17 protein-coding genes are annotated in these 16759 nt (G+C 72.3%); all 17 read right to left on the reverse strand.

The features are described from left to right. Positions 1-274: 274 nt before the first annotated feature. The gene (locus ACIBVQ_RS07630) at positions 275-1873 is read right to left on the reverse strand and encodes an MFS transporter (protein WP_399176287.1); all 1599 of its coding nucleotides are present in this window, start codon (positions 1871-1873) and stop codon (positions 275-277) included. 87 nt (positions 1874-1960) lie between these two features. Continuing rightward, positions 1961-2818, reverse strand: a complete 858-nt coding sequence (locus ACIBVQ_RS07635; protein ID WP_399176289.1) for an LLM class flavin-dependent oxidoreductase — start codon at positions 2816-2818, stop codon at positions 1961-1963. 49 nt (positions 2819-2867) lie between these two features. Further along, positions 2868-3530 (reverse strand): DsbA family oxidoreductase, encoded by a 663-nt coding sequence (locus ACIBVQ_RS07640; RefSeq protein ID WP_386193411.1) that lies wholly within the window; start codon positions 3528-3530, stop codon positions 2868-2870. Positions 3531-3621: 91 nt separating this feature from the next. After that, positions 3622-4656 (reverse strand): zinc-binding alcohol dehydrogenase family protein, encoded by a 1035-nt coding sequence (locus ACIBVQ_RS07645; protein WP_399176291.1) that lies wholly within the window; start codon positions 4654-4656, stop codon positions 3622-3624. After that, positions 4646-5239 carry an NADPH-dependent FMN reductase gene (locus ACIBVQ_RS07650; RefSeq protein WP_399176293.1) on the reverse strand — a complete coding sequence of 198 codons (594 nt, stop codon included), beginning with the start codon at positions 5237-5239 and terminating at the stop codon, positions 4646-4648. The genes ACIBVQ_RS07645 and ACIBVQ_RS07650 overlap by 11 nt, the downstream gene beginning before the upstream one ends. 8 nt (positions 5240-5247) lie before the next feature. Beyond that, a complete protein-coding gene (locus tag ACIBVQ_RS07655) occupies positions 5248-6384 on the reverse strand; it encodes a nucleotide disphospho-sugar-binding domain-containing protein (RefSeq protein ID WP_352009891.1) in 1137 nt (378 codons plus the stop codon). Next, complete coding sequence (locus ACIBVQ_RS07660) at positions 6381-7487, reverse strand: nucleotide disphospho-sugar-binding domain-containing protein (RefSeq protein WP_399176295.1); 1107 nt, start codon at positions 7485-7487, stop codon at positions 6381-6383. The genes ACIBVQ_RS07655 and ACIBVQ_RS07660 overlap by 4 nt, the downstream gene beginning before the upstream one ends. Before the next feature lie 32 nt (positions 7488-7519). Further along, positions 7520-8428, reverse strand: a complete 909-nt coding sequence (locus tag ACIBVQ_RS07665; RefSeq protein ID WP_399176297.1) for an MBL fold metallo-hydrolase — start codon at positions 8426-8428, stop codon at positions 7520-7522. Positions 8429-8465: 37 nt separating this feature from the next. Next, the gene (locus ACIBVQ_RS07670; RefSeq protein ID WP_399176299.1) at positions 8466-9596 is read right to left on the reverse strand and encodes an acyl-CoA dehydrogenase family protein; all 1131 of its coding nucleotides are present in this window, start codon (positions 9594-9596) and stop codon (positions 8466-8468) included. 6 nt (positions 9597-9602) lie between these two features. Beyond that, positions 9603-10280 carry a hypothetical protein gene (locus ACIBVQ_RS07675; protein ID WP_362910161.1) on the reverse strand — a complete coding sequence of 226 codons (678 nt, stop codon included), beginning with the start codon at positions 10278-10280 and terminating at the stop codon, positions 9603-9605. A gap of 91 nt (positions 10281-10371) precedes the next feature. After that, the gene (locus ACIBVQ_RS07680; protein WP_362910163.1) at positions 10372-10902 is read right to left on the reverse strand and encodes a hypothetical protein; all 531 of its coding nucleotides are present in this window, start codon (positions 10900-10902) and stop codon (positions 10372-10374) included. Beyond that, on the reverse strand, positions 10899-11408 hold the full coding sequence (locus ACIBVQ_RS07685; RefSeq protein WP_362910165.1) for a nuclear transport factor 2 family protein: 510 nt from the start codon (positions 11406-11408) through the stop codon (positions 10899-10901). The genes ACIBVQ_RS07680 and ACIBVQ_RS07685 overlap by 4 nt, the downstream gene beginning before the upstream one ends. Before the next feature lie 79 nt (positions 11409-11487). Further along, on the reverse strand, positions 11488-12474 hold the full coding sequence (locus ACIBVQ_RS07690) for a 3-hydroxyacyl-CoA dehydrogenase NAD-binding domain-containing protein (protein ID WP_399176302.1): 987 nt from the start codon (positions 12472-12474) through the stop codon (positions 11488-11490). Between the two features lie 32 nt (positions 12475-12506). Then, positions 12507-13904 carry an NDP-hexose 2,3-dehydratase family protein gene (locus tag ACIBVQ_RS07695; RefSeq protein WP_399176304.1) on the reverse strand — a complete coding sequence of 466 codons (1398 nt, stop codon included), beginning with the start codon at positions 13902-13904 and terminating at the stop codon, positions 12507-12509. Next, positions 13901-14896 carry a dTDP-glucose 4,6-dehydratase gene (gene rfbB, locus ACIBVQ_RS07700; protein WP_362910171.1) on the reverse strand — a complete coding sequence of 332 codons (996 nt, stop codon included), beginning with the start codon at positions 14894-14896 and terminating at the stop codon, positions 13901-13903. The genes ACIBVQ_RS07695 and rfbB overlap by 4 nt, the downstream gene beginning before the upstream one ends. After that, positions 14893-15957: a glucose-1-phosphate thymidylyltransferase gene (locus tag ACIBVQ_RS07705; protein WP_352009901.1), complete on the reverse strand. Its 1065-nt coding sequence runs from the start codon at positions 15955-15957 to the stop codon at positions 14893-14895. Before ACIBVQ_RS07705 ends, rfbB begins: the two co-directional genes overlap by 4 nt. Before the next feature lie 46 nt (positions 15958-16003). Beyond that, the gene (locus tag ACIBVQ_RS07710) at positions 16004-16759 is read right to left on the reverse strand and encodes an SDR family oxidoreductase (RefSeq protein WP_352009902.1); all 756 of its coding nucleotides are present in this window, start codon (positions 16757-16759) and stop codon (positions 16004-16006) included.

Raw genomic sequence — 16759 nt, forward strand, 5'->3', positions numbered from 1 at the left:
AGGGGCTCGCGTGCGGGTCGAGATTACTCGGTTCGGTATTGACCGCGTAGCGAAGAATTCCCCCGCTGACCGGTTTGGTGGATTTCGTGTCGCTTTCAGCGGCGGCGCCGCATGAGGAGAGGGCAAGGGCGGTGATGAGCAGCAACGCGGGAGGCGCGAATCTGCCGGTCAAGTACACTCCGTCAGCACCTTTACGGGTAGTGCGTGCCAGGAACCGGCCCGGGGCCGGCCGTCCAAATTACATATCTTCCTGGTAGGAAATGTAGCCTTCTTTTCATGACATGTCAGGTGCTTCGGCGCGATGTTCTACTAATTCGGGCTTCTCCGATTTATCCGACTGCTCTGATCCATGGGCGTCCGCGGGCCGTACACCGCGCAGCAGCAGGACCACCGCGACCGCGAGGCCGAAGACGGTGACCATGCCGATGCCCGCCGCGAGCCGCAGCCCGTGGGTGAACGCCTGCCCCGCGGCCAGGCGCAGGCTCTCGCCCAGCTCACCGGGCAGCCGCGCCGCGGCGGAGAAGGCCGCCCCCACCGTGTCGTGGGCCGCGGCGACGGCCTGCGGGGGCAGGCCCCGGGGCAGGTTCCCGGCCACCTCGCCCCGGTAGACGGCCATCCCGGCGCTGCCGATGGCCGCGATGCCCAGGGCGAGACCCAGGTCGGAGCCGGTCTCCGAGATCGCCGAGGCCGCCCCCGCCTGCCGTATGGGGACCGAGCCGAGCACCAGGTCGCTGCCCAGCGCGAGCGTCGGCCCGAACCCCAGCGAGGTCATCACGGTGGCCGCGACCACGATCCCGACCCCGGCGTCCGCGCTGATCTGTGTCAGCACCCCCATGCCCAGGGCCGAGAGGGCCAGCCCGAACGCCATGAGGTAGGCCCTGGGGATCCGGCGGGCGAGCACCGGGGCGAGCATGGTGCCGGTGATGCTCGCCACCGCGCTGGGCACGACCACCAGGCCCGCCCGCAGCGGCGACAGCCCGAGCACCGTCTGCAGGTACTGGCTGATGAAGAACTGCATGCCGGCGGAGGCCGCGATGGCCAGGGCGGTCGTGCCCAGCGAGGCGGTGAAGGCCCGGTTGGCGAACAGCCTGGTGTCCAGCAGCGGGTCGCGCAGCACCCGCTGCCGCCGGACGAAGACCACACCGACGGCCACCCCGGCGACCGTGACGGCCACGGCGGGCAGACTCACCCCGGCCGCGGCGATCCGCTTGAGCCCGTAGACCACGGCCAGCACGGTCGCCAGCAGCAGCCCGGCGCTGAGGAAGTCCAGCGGTCCCGGCTCCGGGTCGCGCTGCTCGGGCAGCAGGATCGGGCCGAGCACGACCAGCAGCACGGCCACCGGTACGGCCAGCAGGAACACCGACCCCCACCAGAACCGTTCCAGCAGCGCCCCGCCGACGACCGGGCCGAGCACGGCGCCCGCGGTGAAGCTGGAGATCCAGACGCTGACCGCGACCGCGCGCTGACGCGGGTCCTCGAAGATGGTGCGGATCAGCGACATCGTCGAGGGCATCAGGGTCGCCGCGGTGACGCCCATCAGCGCCCGCGCCAGGATCAGCAACTCGGCGTTCGGGGCGAGGGCGGCGAACGCGCTGGCCAGGCCGAACGCGCCCGCCCCCCAGATGAGCAGCCTGCGGCGGCCGATGCGGTCGCCCACGTTGCCCATCGTGATCAGGAATCCGGAGATCACGAACCCGTAGACGTCGATGATCCACAGCAGCTGCGTGCTGTCGGGCCGCAGGTCGGCGCTCAGTTTGGGCACGGCCAGGTTCAGCACGGTCATGCTGATCGCGATCACGACCGTCGGCAGTGCCAGCACCGCCAGGCCGAGCCAGTCGCGCGTGGTTGCGCGCGCCGGTGCAGCGGCGACCATCGGTTGATCCCTTCGTCGAGTTCGTCCGGAAGGCCGCCGCGCCGCGACGGTCCGCGTGGGATGGGGGCGGTCCTCACGCCCCCGGGTTCACAGCCCGATCGTGTCGGCCAGCAGGTCGACCTGGGCGGGGTCGGGGTCGTTGCCCGCGAAGATCAGCTCGTCGACGCCGATCTCGGCGAACCCGGCGACCGCCGTCGTGATCTGCTCGGGCGTGGTGAGCGCCGCCGAGGCGCCGTAGGAGGCGTACTCCTCGCCGGCGAAGGCGTAGTAGGGCTCGATGGCGGCCGAGACCGCCCGGCGGGCGTCCGGTCCCAGGGCGAACATCACGGTCGCGACCACCCTCGGGGCGCCCGGCCTGCCCGCGTCCGCCCAGGCCTTGGCCAGGCCGGGCGTGAACTCCCGCACCCCCTCGACCGTCGCGTCGCCGGCGATCCACCCGGTGCCCCGGGTGGCGATGCGCCGCAGGGCCGCCTCCGAGTGCCCGCCGAACAGCAGCGGGATCCCGCCGTCCGTCGCGGCGCGGGGGCCGACCGGGTCCTCTCCCCGGGAGACCCCGGCCAGCCGGTCGAGCAGCCGGTCGAACTGCCGTCCCCGGGTGGCGTAGTCGACGCCGCTCTCGGTGAAGTCGTCGTCCCGCAGCCCGGGGGCGAGGCCTAGCTGGAGCCTGCCGGGACCGGCGAGCTGGTCGAGGGTGGTGACGGCCTTGGCGAACAGCGCGTGGTTGGCCCGCAGCGGTGCCAGCAGCACGCTGGTGAGCAGCCGGATGCGGGAGGTGGCCCCGGCCGCGACGGCCAGCGTGATCAGGGGTTCGGGCGTCGTCCAGACCAGGCGGTCGCTGACGGAGAGCGTGGAGAAGCCGCGTTCCTCCGCCCGGCGTGCCCAGTCGACCAGGGCCCGGCCCTGTGTCCAGGGGGCGTGCCCGGGAAGCCCGATACCGATGTCCATGCGGGTGTGATTCCTCTCGTGCTGTCGTGTCGGTGAGGTGTCGAACCCGTCAGTCGCCCGCGACGGGCGCCGGGCGCAGCGCGTCCTGGAGCAGGCGGGTCAGGTCGGCGGGAGGCTGGATGCCGCTGACGGGCGGCCTGCCGTCGATGATGAGCATCGGCACGCCGTTGACGCCCCGCTCCTTCGCCCTGCGCTCGTCGGCGCGGACGTCCTTGGCGTAGGCGTCGCCGTCGAGCAGCGCGCGGACCTGCCCGGCGTCGAGACCGGCCTCGACGCCGACGCGCTCCAGGACCTCGGGGTCGCTGACGTTGCCGCCCTCGCAGAGGTAGGCGCGCAGCAGCCGCTCCATCACCTGGTCGGCCAGGCCGTGGTCGGCGGCCAGGTGACGCAGCCGGTGGGCGTCGAAGGTGTTGACGGGCCTGGCGAGGGTGAGGTCGATGTCCACGCCCTCCGCCCGGCCGAGGGTGTGGATCAGCTCGACCCTGGCGCTGCCCTGCTCGCCCCACCAGTCGCCCATCGCCTCGGCCGCCGTCCTGCCGGGAGTACGGCCCTCCTCCGGCGACAGCTCGTAGCTGCGCCAGACGATCTCAAGCCGCTCCCTGCCCTCCGTCCCGGCCAGGGCCGTCTCAAGACGCCTTTTGCCGATGTAGCTCCACGGGCACAACACGTCGGCGTAGACCTCGACGGTCCTGGTCTGGTTATCGGTAGACATGGGGAATCCTCCCGTCCCGCGGCCAGTGCGCGGCGAACTCGGAAAACGGGTTTCGACGCCTTCGATGCTGCAACCTCAAGCACGCTAGAGGTCAAGCCGGGAAGTGATTGTCGGCGTTTCGGCCAACCCTTAGGACGACCCTCCCGATATGGCGACGGCCCTCGATGATCTCGTGTGCCCTGGCCACCTGCCGGAGAGGGAGGACGGCGTGGACGACATCCTTGACGCTGCCGTCCCTGAGATGGTCCACCAGCAATTTGTGGTCCGTCCGATAACGATCGGGACGGGCGGCCCGCCAGGCGGAAAGGGCAAATCCCGTCACATATTTAATCCCTATCAACTCCATGGGCGATATGTGAGGAATATCCAATCCACCGTGCGATGACCCGTAGAACACCAGTCGTCCGAACGGCGCCAGCAGACCGATCCCCTGCCGGAGCACCTGCCCCCCGACGCTGTCGAGGACGACGTCCACCCCGGCGCCGCCCGTCGCCTCCCGCACCCGCTCCGCCCAGTCGTCCTCGCCGTAGTCCACGACCAGGTCGGCGCCCAGATCCCGGACGAAGTCGCGCTTGGCCGCCGACCCCGCCGTCGCGATCACCTGCCCCGCCCCCGCCAGTACGGCCAGCTGCACGGCCAGGTGACCGATGCCGCCGGAGGCCGCGTGGACCAGCACCCGCTCCCCCGGCCGCAGGTCGGCCACGCCGAGCGTGCCCATCGCGATCGGCCCCGAGCCGGGCAGTACGGTCGCCCGCACGGCGTCCAGGTCCTCCGGCACCGACACGAGCGAGGCGGCGTCGAGCACCGCGTACTCGGCGTAGGCGCCGTGCAGCGTGTAGGCGCCCACCCGGTCGCCGGGCCGTACGTCCTCGACGCCGGGGCCGGTCTCGACGACCACGCCGACGACGTCGCCGCCGAGCACGATGGGGAACGTCGGCCGCCACATCGGGGCGGGGAAGAGGTCACGCCGCATCTGGGTCTGCGCGAACCCCACGCTGACGGCCTCGACCTCGACCAGCACCTGCCCGGGTCCCGGCCTCGGCACCGGGACCTCCTCGGGGCGCAGCACCTCGGGCGGGCCGTACTCGTGGACGCGGACGGCGAGCATCGTCCCCTCAGTCGGCATGGGGCCGCCGTCCACGTCCCTCACGCAGGGTGCCCGCCAGCCATTCGAGCTCCCGCAGGATCTCCTTGGCCGTCGAGGCGTAGCCCTCGGGGTCCTTGGGCCTGCCGTCCTCGCCGAAGACCTCCCTGGGGAACTGGAAGGTGAGCACCTCGCGCACCGTGACCGCCTCAAGGGCGGCCAGGATCTGCCGGGTGTGCTCGGCCGCCCGTATGCCCCCCGAACGCCCGCCGTAGGAGACCAGCGCGACCGGCTTGGCCCGCCACTCGGCGTCGCTCCAGTCCAGCGCGTTCTTCAGCGAGGCGGGCAGGCTGTGGTTGTACTCGGGGGTGACCACGACGAAGGCGTCGGCGGCGGCGAGCCGTCCGGAGAGCCGGGCCGCGACGGCCGCGACCTCGGGGGCCGGGTCGCTCCCGAAGGCGGGCAGCACGACCGGCAACGGCAACTCCGCCAGATCGACGACGTCCGTGGTGAACCGCCCGTACTGGGCGACCTGCTCGGCGAACCAGCTCGCCACGGTCGGCCCGAAACGGCCCTCACGCACGCTTCCCACGACCAGGGCCAGGTGCAGGGGTGTCTGTGTCATCGGGACTCCTATCGGGAGGTGTGGACCAGCCGCTCGACGGCGGCCAGCGCCTGGGAGGGGCCGGGAAGCAGGGACATCTCGTGGGCGACGTCGCGGGCGCGCTGCCGGTAGGAGGGGGTGCCCAGCACCTCCCGGCAGGCCTCGGCCACGTTCTCCGGGGAGTCGTCCTCGGGAGGCAGCATCCTGGCGGCGCCGTAGTCGGTGAGCCTTCTGGTGAAGCCGAGCGCGTAGGGCAGGTAGGGGATGAGCAGCTGGGGCACTCCGTAGTGCATGTTCCCCAGGACCGTGGTGCCTCCGGCGTGGCTGACCACCAGGTCGCAGGTCGGGGCCACCACGTCCAGCGGCAGCCAGCCGGCCCTGACGTTGTCCGGCAGGGGCCGCAGCGCCTCCGCCACGTCGGCGGGCGCCGCGACCAGCAGCTCCACGTCCAGCGCGCCCACCTTGGCGACCAGGCCGCTGAGGATCTCGAAGTCGCGGTCCGGGGTGACCCGGCTGCCCGCGGAGACCAGCACCCGGGGCCTGTCCCCCTTGGTGTACATCCAGGACTCGACGCGGCCCTTGGTGGAGTAGGGGATGTATCTCATGATCTGGGCGGGCGGCGCGTCCGCCTCCCTGAGGCTGGGCGGGCAGATGTCGACGAACAGATCGGAACGCGGCATCTCGTGGAAGCCGAGCCGCTTCAGCCAGGGTCCCAGCTCCGCGGCGGCGGCCAGGTCGATCGTGCGGGGCTCGCCCATGTCGACCGCCTGCTTGACGTACGGCACGCCCGCGTGGCGGGCGACCAGCGGCGCGGCGAAGACCAGCGTGCCCCCGACCACCACGTCAGGGCGCCAGCGGTCGGCGAAGTCGAGCAGCCCCTCAAGGCACCAGCCGGCGTAGCGCCCGAAGCAACGCCCGTTGAAGATGTAGCGCTCGTGCAGGTCGGTCGGGATCGGGCGGCGCTCGCCGTCGTCGTACAGCAGGGTGTCCAGCATTTTGCGCGAGGTGACCGCGACGGCCGTCAGCCCGGCCGAGGTGATGGTCGGCACCACGTTCTCCGGGGCCGCCATCACCACCTCGTGCCCGGCGTTACGCGCCGCCTGGGCCAGCGGGATGATCGAGAAGATCACCCCGGACGTCCCCCCGGCCACGAACAGGACTCTCACGCCACGACCTCCTCGGTCAGCAGGGGAACGAGGTCGGCGGGCAGCGGCATCTCGTGGATCTCGGCGCGCAGCCGGTGCGCCGCCTGCCCGTAGGCGGGATCGGCCAGCACCTCCCGGCAGGCCGCGACGACCTCCTCCGTCTCCACCGGAGCCCCCGGGACCGCCGAGGCTCCGACCTGTCTGGCCGCCCCGAGACGCGCCAGCCTGTCGGCGTGCTCGTCGAGGCCGGGGTCGCCGGGCAGCAGGACCTGCGCCGCCGCCCGTGCCAGGCAGGTCAGGACGACGTCCGGGCGCCCCCGGTGGACCACGACGTCCCCGGGCCGTACGGCGACGCCGAGCGGGACCCGGCCTGCGCGCACGCCGGGCGGCACCGGCCCCTCCTCCCGGCCGGTCACCACGATCTCGGCCTCCAGCTCCCGCAGCCCCTCCAGCAGGTCCGGCCGCGTCTCACCGTGGTCGTGCACCAGGACACGCGGCCTGTCCTGTCCGGGGTGGACCCACGGCGGCAGGGCGCTCTGCGTCTCGTAGGGGATGTGCCGCAGCGGCAGGGCGGGGGCCGCGTCGGGGGCACGCAGGCTGGGCGGCGCCACGCTGACCGAGCGCCACGGCGCGGGAAGCTCGTACAGGCCGAGTTTCTCAAGCTCCGGTCCCAGCTCGGCGACGGCCGCCAGCATGTGGACGACCGGCTCCGCCAGATCGGTCGCGAACCGGACGTACGGCACACCGCCGTCGTGCGCGGCCAGCGGCGCCGCGTAGGCCGTGGCGACCCCTACCACCCGGTCGGGACGCCAGTCCCGCACCAGGGCCAGCAGCCCGTCCAGGCCGTCGGCGGCGAAGCGGCCGAACACCCGGCCCACGGCCAGGTCGTGTTCGTGTCCCGGCTCGGGAAGCTCGACGGTCCGCCCCCTGCGGTCCACGAGGAAGTCGGACAGCGTCCTCGACGAGATCGCGACCCCGGGCAGGCCCGCGGCGGCCACGACGGGAAGGACGTCCTCGTGACCCGCGACGAAGACCTCGTGCCCGCCGAGCCGTACGGCCTGGGCCAGCGGGACGAGTGGATGGCAGGCCCCGGCCGTGTGGCCCGCCACGAAGAGAACTCTCATGCGCACGTCCCCGGTTTCTGTCGAGGGTTTGGTCAGGCGTGACAGGCGGGCAGGCCGCCGTTGAACTCGACGATCTCCCCGAACACGGCGGGCACGTCCAGCGGCAGGCCCGGCTCACCGCCCGGTTCGCCGAGTTCGAGCAGTGCCCGGTGCAGGTTGCCCACGAGCCGCTCGGGGTCGAGCAGCCCGCCGTACTCGCCGAGGGAGCACTCGCGGGCCGTGCCGAGGGCGTCGAGCCCGCGCCGTGCCCCGTCGGCCGCGACCCGCAGCAGCCAGCGCAGGTAGGCCTCGGTCTCGTCGAAGGCGTGCGGCCCGGCGACGGGGCCGTGGCCGCCGACGACGACCTCGGGGCGCAGCTCCCGCAGCAGGTCCAGGGTGGCCAGCGTCCCGCTGACCGTCCCCATCATCACGAACGGCGTACAGCCCGGCATGACGATGTCCCCGGCGAACAGGACGCGTTCCTCCGGCAGCCAGACCACGGTGTCGTGCCGGGTGTGCGCGGGACCCGCCGAGATGAGTTCGATCCGCCTGCCGCCCGCGTGCACCGTCAGCCGGTCGGTGTAGGTGACGCCGGGCGGCACGACCCCGACGTCCCCCCACTCCACGTCGGGCCACAGCCCGGTCAGCGCGAGCCCGGTCTCGGCGATCTCCTCGCGCGTGCCCGCGTGGCTCACCACGGTCGCCTCGGGGCCGAAGACCGCGTTGCCGAAGACGTGGTCGCCGTGGAAATGGGTGTTGACCACGAGCCTGCGGTCTCCCCCGGCGACCCCGTCGACGGCGTCCCGCAGCGCCAGGGCCCGGCGTTCGGTGGCCGCGGTGTCCACGACCACGGCCCCGTCGGGCGTGGTGATCACTCCGGCGTTGTTGAGGCACCAGCCCCCGTCCGGCTGGAGGTAGGCGTGGACGCCCTCGGCCACCTCGACCAGCTCAGGCGCGACCATGAGACGTTCCCCTTTCTGTGGTCGTTCCTGTGGCCGGTCACCCCGCCGACGGCAGGGCGGACCGGCTCACGAACGCGCCCGCCACGGCGGGCAGCTGCAGCCCGGCGTGACCCGCGCCGGTGGTCACGTCGCGCCAGTGCCGTTGCAGCGGCTCGCTCTCCGACTGGCCCCTGCTCCCCGAGCTGCGCAGCAGCCGGTCGGCGGCGGTCGCGAGCAGGTCGGCCGCCAGCGCGCAGTCACGCCCGTTGCGCGCGGTGAGCAGGGCGTCGACGGGCGCCTGGTCGGCGACCTCGGCGACCCGCCGCAGCAGCAGGGCCGCCGCGTCCACCTCGCCGTCCGCGCGGGCCAGGGTCAGCTCGTAGGAGTCCCTGCCGACCCCACCGGAGATCGCCCCGGCGGGCGCGAGCAGCTTGTCGCGCACCAGCTCCGACCAGCGCCGCAGCGCGCCGCGCGCGGCGCCGAGCAGCGGGGCGGTCAGGGTGAGCCCGTTGCCCGCCTTCATCGGCACCCGGTGGCAGACGGCCCGCGCGTCGGGGGCCTCACCGGCGAGCAGGTCGTCGAGCGCGACCGAACGGGCCTCGGGGACCTCGGTCTCGTCGAGGATCAGGGTGTTGCTCCCGGTCGCCCGCATGCCGCTGTTGAACCAGGTGTCGGCGACGCCGTACGCGGCGCGGGGGACCGCGAAGAACCTGGCCCCCCGCTCCGTTCTCGCGCACAGCAGCGCCCAGTCCGAGTGGGCGATCCCGCTGACGTACGGCCACTGGCCGCGTACCCGCCAGCCGCCGGAGACCCGCTCGGCCGTACCGGCCTGGACGAGGCCCCCCACGATCACGGCGTGGGGGCCCTCGGCCCAGACCTCCCGCCGCCCCTCCTCGGGGAGGTAGGCGGCCAGTCTGCCGGTGCCCGCCGTCAGGGACGCGAACCAGGCGGCGGACGCACAGCCCTCCCCCACCTGTGTCACGGCGGACAGCAACTCGGCGAAGCCTCCCGCCGCGCCGCCGTACCCGGCGGGCACGAAGTGCCTGACGAAGCCCGCGTGGACGATCGCCTCGACCACGTCGGGGGTGAGCTGTCTGTTCGCCTCGGCCTCCGCGGCACGCTTGGCGGCCACGGCGGCGGTCTCCCTGACGGCGTCAGGGGACAGGGAGGCGGGGGTGGCTTCCGGCATGTCGGATCACCCGATGGTGGTCGTGGTGAAGGTCACGGGGCTCGCCGGGTCCACGTAGTTCTCGAACGGGTCCCACTGACCGCTGACGGTCTGCTCGCGGTACCAGTAGAAGGCCGGGTCGGCGAAGCTGGAACCGCCGGGCGAGGTCGTGACCGTGCCCGTGGCACCCGCGCGGACCTTGACCACCAGGTCGGGCACGTCGAACTCGACCCCGCCCTGGAAGGTGCCGTTGCTGCGCAGGACCAGGTCGGAGCCGTTCCGCTCGACCCAGAAGTGGGCGCCGCCGAGGTTGCTGCCCCCTTCGAGGCGGTAGCGCAGGATGGTGGCGTCACCGGAGACCCGGTAGGCGATCCGCAGGTCGGTCAGCGTCTTGTTGTGCGCGGGCACCGCGAAGATCGGCGCCGAGTCGAACCTGACACGGAAGTCGTCGCCGGGCTCGACCGTCGCGGGGGCGGTCACGGTGTAGTCGCGGGTGTAGCCCTCGATGGGGGTCCACACGCCGTCGATGCGGGTCCGCGAGATGTACGGAACCGTCACCGTCGCGGTGGTCCGCACGGCCCCCGTCGCTGTCCCCGTCGCCCCCGTCGTCGTGGTCTGCCGGGCCTCGGCCGGGGCGGTCAGGCCGGTCAGGGCCACGGCGGCGAGGCAGGCCGCGGCGGCGGTACGGAGGGTCCACTTGTTCATGCGTGTTTCCTTCGTTCGTTACCCATTGTTTTCCAGGAGGTTTTCCGGGTTTTTCGGCGTGAGCCGTCCCCGGCGTAGGAGAGACACGAGGTCAGGAGGAGATCAGGGTGGTGGTGAAGACCACCGGCGCGTCAACGGGGACGTAGCACTGGAAGGGGTCCCACTGGCCGTTGACCGCGTGCTCACGCGTCCACCCGAAGGCGGGCCGGTCGAACCCGGAGCCCCCCGGCGACGTGGTGACCGTGCCCGGCTCCTCCGCGCGCACCGTGACGACCAGGTCGGGCACCGCGACCTCGACCCCGCCCGCGATGGTCCCGCCGAAGCCGACCACCAGGTCGTCGTCCTGCCGCTCGGCGGTGAACTCCAGCCCGCCGGGGGTGTCGCCCCCGCGCAGCTCCCACTCCAGTACGGCCGCCTGGCCGGAGACCCGGTAGGCGATCCGCAGGTCGGTCAGCGTCCGGTTGAACGCGGGCAGGGCCAGGATCGGCGCGCTGGCGAAGACGACCGTGAACTCCTCTCCCGGCGCGACCCGTTCCGGAGCGGTCACCGTGAAGTCCCTGGAGTACTCGATCGGCGTCCACTCGCCGTCGATCCTGGTCCTGGCCAGGTACGGCACGCTCACCGCGACACCTCACCGTTCACTGGGCCGTTCACTGGGCCGCCCGCCGCCGCGCCGACCGTGGTGGCCGGTTCCGGCTGCCAGTCGTGCTCGACCCATCGGGACCTGACCAGCAGGCCGCCGTCGGCGTCCTCGACCAGCACGTCGTGGACCACGCAGCTCGGCGCGATCTCCGGCTGCCTGACCCCGGGGCGGGTCGCGACGACGAGCACGTAGAAGGTGGCGTGGATCTCGCCGCCGGAGCCCGGTTCCACGCGCAGCATGTTGAACCAGTGGCGCCGCTGCACGGGGTCGCCGGCGAAGCGCTCCCGGTGGAAGGCCTTCAGCTCCTCGGCGATGCCCGCGCGGGTCCTGGCCGCGGGCCGTCCCGGCGTGTGCCGGAACTCGCCGTCCTCGGTGAAGGTCTCGGCGTAGGCGTCGAATTCACCACCGTCGAGCGCGTGCATCTGGGTGGCGTGGAACTGCTGTATCCGCGCGTACAAATCCGGTGGGGCCGTAACTTCTCTCATCTGGCGGACTCCTTTCGAGAAGTCCTCATAATGCTAGAAAGAGGCGCTCGAATGACACTTGAGAAACGTGGCCGGCCGCTCATCCGGGCTCCGCCACGGTGCCGCGAGCCCCGTTCAGTTGCCGGATATTTCCGGATTCAACACAGGCAAGGGCATCAAGGATGGCATTCTGCCTAATGTCCCTTTTTGTGGAGAGTTCCGGGTAATTTCCCACGCCGTAGACCCGTTCCGCCTCCGAGCTCAGCAGCTCGATCGTCTCCTCCGTCAGCTCGGGACTGCCGAGTTCCCGCCAGCTCGCCTCAAGTCCCCGGCCCAGGTGCCCGAGCCAGCGGCGCAGACCTCCCTCGCCGCCCCCCAGGTGGAAGGCCTGGAACGGCCCGACCGTCGCCCACCGCAGGCCGATCGAGTTGACCACGACGCTGTCCAGCTCCTCCATCGTGACCACGCCCTCGCGGACCAGGTGGATGCTCTCCCGCAGCAGAGCCGTCTGCAGCCGGTTGGCCACGAACCGGGGCACCGGCCTGCGCAGCGCGATCGGGACCTTGCCGACCGAGCGGTAGAAGGCGATCGTCTCCTCGATCGCCTCCGGGGTGGTGCGCGTGCCGCCGACCACCTCGACCAGCGGCACCACGTGCGGCGGGTTGAAGGGATGGCCGACCACCAGCCTGCCCTGGTCCGGGACCCGCTCGCCGAAGTCGTCGGGCACCAGCGTCGAGGTCGAGGACAGCAGCAGCGCCCCGGGCGGGGCCGCGCCCGCGATCACCCCGAACAGCTCCCGCTTCAGCGCCGGGTCCTCCGGGGCGTTCTCCTGCACCACGTCGGCGCCGGAGACCGCCCGCGCCACGTCGGGTTCGAAACGCAGCCCGGCCAGCAGCTCCTCCGGGTCACGCCCGCCGCCGGGCAGCGTCGGCGCGAAGGTCCGCAGCCCCTCCTCGACGACCCGCCAGGCGTCGGGGCGCCTGCTGTTGACGGTGACGTCCAGCCCGTGCGCCGCGAACAACGTGATCCAGCCCAGCCCGATCGTGCCCGCGCCGATGACCGTCACGGCGCCTGGTCGCGTTCCCATCCGTTCCGTCCTCCCTGTCGGGCTTGTCGGGCTCACCAGCCGACCGCGCCGGTGTTGAGGCAGGCGAGCAGGGAGCGCGCCTGGACGTTGACGTAGTGCGGGTGCCGCGCCAGGAAGCGCAGCTGCCCCGGGGTGACCCAGCGGAAGCCGGGCGGCGGGTCGAGCGGCGCGTCCGCCTCGTTCACGTCCACCACCAGGTAGCGGCCCTCCGCGTTGAGGAACCTGCCGCCCTCCTCCGAGTGGATCGCCCGGTAGCGGACGCTCTCCGGCCTGGCGGTCAGCACCAGGTCCAGGAAGGGCGGCCGGTCGGCGCCGCTCAGGTGGGCGTAGTTCTCCGGGGTGTACTGGACGGTCGGGGCCAGCTCGATCGTGTCGCGCAGTCCCGCCTCCGCCTTGGCGTGCACCAGGACGTGCGGGACCCCGCCGATGCGCCTGGTCAGGAAGGCCGTGACGGCCAGGCCGTGCGGTTCGAGCAGCGGCTGGGTCCAGCGGGTCACCTCACGGTTGCCCGCCGCGACGGAGACCGCGACGATGCTGAAGTAACGGCCCGCGTCGTGGTCGATGGACCAGGGGCCGCGCCGCCAGTCGTTCACCCCGGTCAGCGGCATCAGCTCCACCCGCATCTCCCGCCTGGCCCGCTCCGCGGTGAACCAGGACAGCAGCTCGGTGTCGCTGTGCAGCGCGCCCGCCTCGTCGGAGCCGATCGGCGCGCAGGCCAGGACCGTACGGGCGTCCATGTTGACGACGTTGTCCCGGCGCAGCAGCTCCCCGATCTGCCCGAGCGTCAGCCAGCGGAAGTCGTCGCCGATCGGGACGTCCTCGTCCACCTCGACGATCATGTTGCGGTTGATCTTCTGGTGGAACCACGAGCCCTGCTCCGACTGGAGCACGTCGGCCAGGACCCGCCCCCTGGTGGGATCGACGAAGTACTCCAGGTAACGCACCTCGGAGCCCCGGTGCACCTTGGTGTAGTTGCTCCGGGTGGCCTGGACGGTCGGCGACAGTTGCAGCAGGTTGGGGTTGCCCGGCTCCATCTTCGCCTGCATCAGCAGGTGCGGAACCCCGTCGAACTCCTTGAGCAGCAGGCCGAGGATGCCGACCTCGGGCTGTTTGATGATCGGCTGGTCCCAGCTCAGGACGGGCCCCTGGTCGGCCGTGACACGCAGCCCCTCGACGGTGAAGAACTTGCCGCTGTGGTGGGCCAGCCTCGCGCCGTCCTCGACGAAGTCCCACTGGTCGAGTCTGGCGAACGGGATGCGTTCGACGACGAAGCGGTGGGCCAGGGCGCGTTCGGCCAGCCAGTCCGTGACCTGCGCGGTGCTCAGCTGCCAGCCCGCCGTCGTCTCCGCCAGCGAGCGCGCGAGCCGTTCGGCCAGTCCGGCGTCCTCCCTGGCGCGCAGCCTCGGCAGGTCGAACAGCCCGGCCGTCATGCCCCCACCCCCGCCGCCGTCCGCAGGGCGTGTTTGACCGGCCCCCACCAGCCGGGGTTGTCCCGGTACCAGGCGACCGTCTCGGCCAGCCCCCGCTCGAACGGTACGGCGGGCCGGTAGCCGAGTCGTTCACGAATCTTGGTGTCGTCGAGGGAGTAGCGCCGGTCGTGCCCCTTGCGGTCGGCCACGGGACGGATCACCGAGCGGTCGGCGCCGAGCAGCGCGATCAGCCGTTCGGTGACGGCGATGTTGGTCTGCTCGCTGCCGCCGCCGATGTTGTAGACCTCACCCGCGTTCCCCCGGGTCAGGACGAGCTGGACGCCCCGGCAGTGGTCGTCGACGTGCAGCCAGTCGCGGACGTTGAGGCCGTCGCCGTACAGGGGCAGCGGCTCGCCTTCGAGCAGGTTGGTGACGAACAGCGGGATCATCTTCTCGGGGTGCTGGTGGGGGCCGTAGTTGTTGGAGCAGCGGGTGATCGAGACGTCGAGCCCGTAGGTGCGCCAGTAGGAGCGGACGAACAGTTCGGCCGCCGCCTTCGAGGCCGCGTAGGGGGAGTTGGGCAGCGGCGGGCACTCCTCGTGCCAGGAGCCCTCCTCGATGGAGCCGTACACCTCGTCCGTCGAGACGTGCACCACCCGCTCGACCCCGGCCGCGAGACAGGCCTCCAGCAGCGTCTGGGTGCCGCCCACGTTGACGTGCGCGAACTCGGCGGCGTTCCTGAGGGAGCGGTCGACGTGCGTCTCGGCGGCGAAGTGAACGACCGCGTCGTGCCCGGGCAGCAGGTCGAGCAGCAGCGGCAGGTCGCAGACGTCGCCGTGCACGAATTCGAGGCGGGGGTGCCCGATCGGCAGGTTCGCGATGTTGCCGGCGTAGCTGAGCTTGTCGAGCACGGTGACCCGGACGTCGTGGAAGCCCGGGTAGCCGTCGTCGAGAACGGTGCGCGCGTAGTGTGAGCCGATGAAACCGGCGCCGCCGGTGACCAGCAGTCTCATGCCGCCGTCTCGATTCTGGCCTCGTCGCCGACCACGAGCCGTAACACGCCGTCCGGCGGACGCCCCCCGACGACCGTGCCGCGCCCGATGACGGAGTCACGCAGCCCGGCCACGCCCGTCAGGCGGGCCCCGTCCATCACGACCGAGTCCCGCAGCCGGGTGCCGCTGATCACGCACCCCCTGCCGACGGTCGTGCCGGGGCCGATCTCGCTGTCCTCGACCACGCTGTCGCCGCCGATGAGCGCCGGGCCCTCGATGCGGGACCGTACGACACGGGCGCCCGCCTCGACGACCACCGGGCCGGTGACGCCGCTGGCCGCGTCGATCGAGCCGTCGAGACGCGGGGGCAGGCCGCCGAGCAGCCGCCGGTTGCAGTCGAGGACGTCCTCGACCCGGCCCACGTCCCGCCAGTAACCGGGGTACTCGGCGGCCGTGACCTCGGCCCCGTCGTCGACCAGCCACTGGATCGCGTCGGTGATCTCCAGCTCGCCCCTGGCGCTCGGCCGGATGGCGGCGACGGCCCGGTGGACGGCGGCGGTGAAGAAGTAGACGCCGATCAGGGCGAGGTCGCTGCGGGGCCTTCGCGGCTTCTCGACCACCCGCTCAAGCCTGCCGTCGGGGCCGAACTCGGCCACCCCGAACGACTGCGGATCGGCGACCTTGCGTACCACCACGTGTGCGGCGGGCCGGTTCGCGGTGAAGCGCGCCGCGGGCTCGGCGACCCCCTCGGGCAGCATGTTGTCCCCGAGGTACATCACGAAGTCGTCCTCCCCGAGGAACGGCCTGGCGATCGTGACGCAGTGCGCCAGGCCGAGCGGCTCGTCCTGCGGGATGTAGGTCACGCTCATCCCCAGCCCGCCGCCGTCACCGATCGCCTCGCGGATCTGCCGTTCCCCGGCGCCGACGACGATCCCGGCCTCGGTGACGCCGACGGCCCTGAGGTTGTCCAGGACGTGTTCGAGAACCGGTCTGTTGACGATGGGGATGAGCTGTTTTGGCATGGAGTAGCTGAAAGGGCGCAGGCGGGTTCCCGTCCCGCCTGCCAGCACCAGAGCCTTCACGGCGGAGTCCTCTCTGGACGATCTCGACGATCGCGGCGCCGGGCCGCTATGTGCTCTCCCGCTGCCGCTGGAACCCGTTGACGACCTCAAGCCAGCGCTCGTGGTCGGTGACGCGCTCGGCGGCCTGGTCGGCGACCTCGGGATGCGGAAGGATCAGGAACCGCTCCTCGGCGATTCCCTTGAGCAGCGCGTCGGCGACCTCCTCCGGGCCGATGGCGGTGGAGGTGAGCGTCAACCCGCTCGAACTCGCGGCCCTGCGCGTCTCGGTGCGGACGCCGCGGGGGCAGACGGCGTGCACGCTGACGCCGCGGTGCCGGTAGGTCAGTGACAGCCATTCGGCGAAGGCCAGCGCCGCGTGCTTGGACACCGCGTACGGCGCCGCCCCGACCATGGTGAGCAGTCCCGCCGAGGAGACGACGGAGACGAAACGCCCCTGCCCCCGTTCGAGCCAGCCGGGCAGCAGGTCCCGCGCGGCCCGCACGTGGGCCATCACGTTGACCTGCCAGGCGCTCTCCCAGTCCTCCTCGGGCGCCTCGGGACCGCCGGCCCGTACGGCTCCCGCGTTGGCGCAGTAGACGTCGATCCGCCCGCCGAGCAGGCGCAGGGCCTCGGGCACCAGGCCCCGCTCCGCGTCGCCGGGCAGGGCGATCCCGCCGATCTCCCCGGCCACCTCCTCGGCGCGCTCAGGATGGCGGTCGTTGACGACGACCCGGGCGCCCTCCTCGGCGAACCGCCTGGCCAGCGCGGCCCCGATGCCGCGTCCCGCGCCGGTGACCACGACCGCCGCCTCTCGCAGGCCCAT

It is taken from the genome of Streptosporangium sp. NPDC049376 (genome assembly GCF_044466505.1).
Classification (GTDB): Bacteria; Actinomycetota; Actinomycetes; order Streptosporangiales; family Streptosporangiaceae; genus Streptosporangium.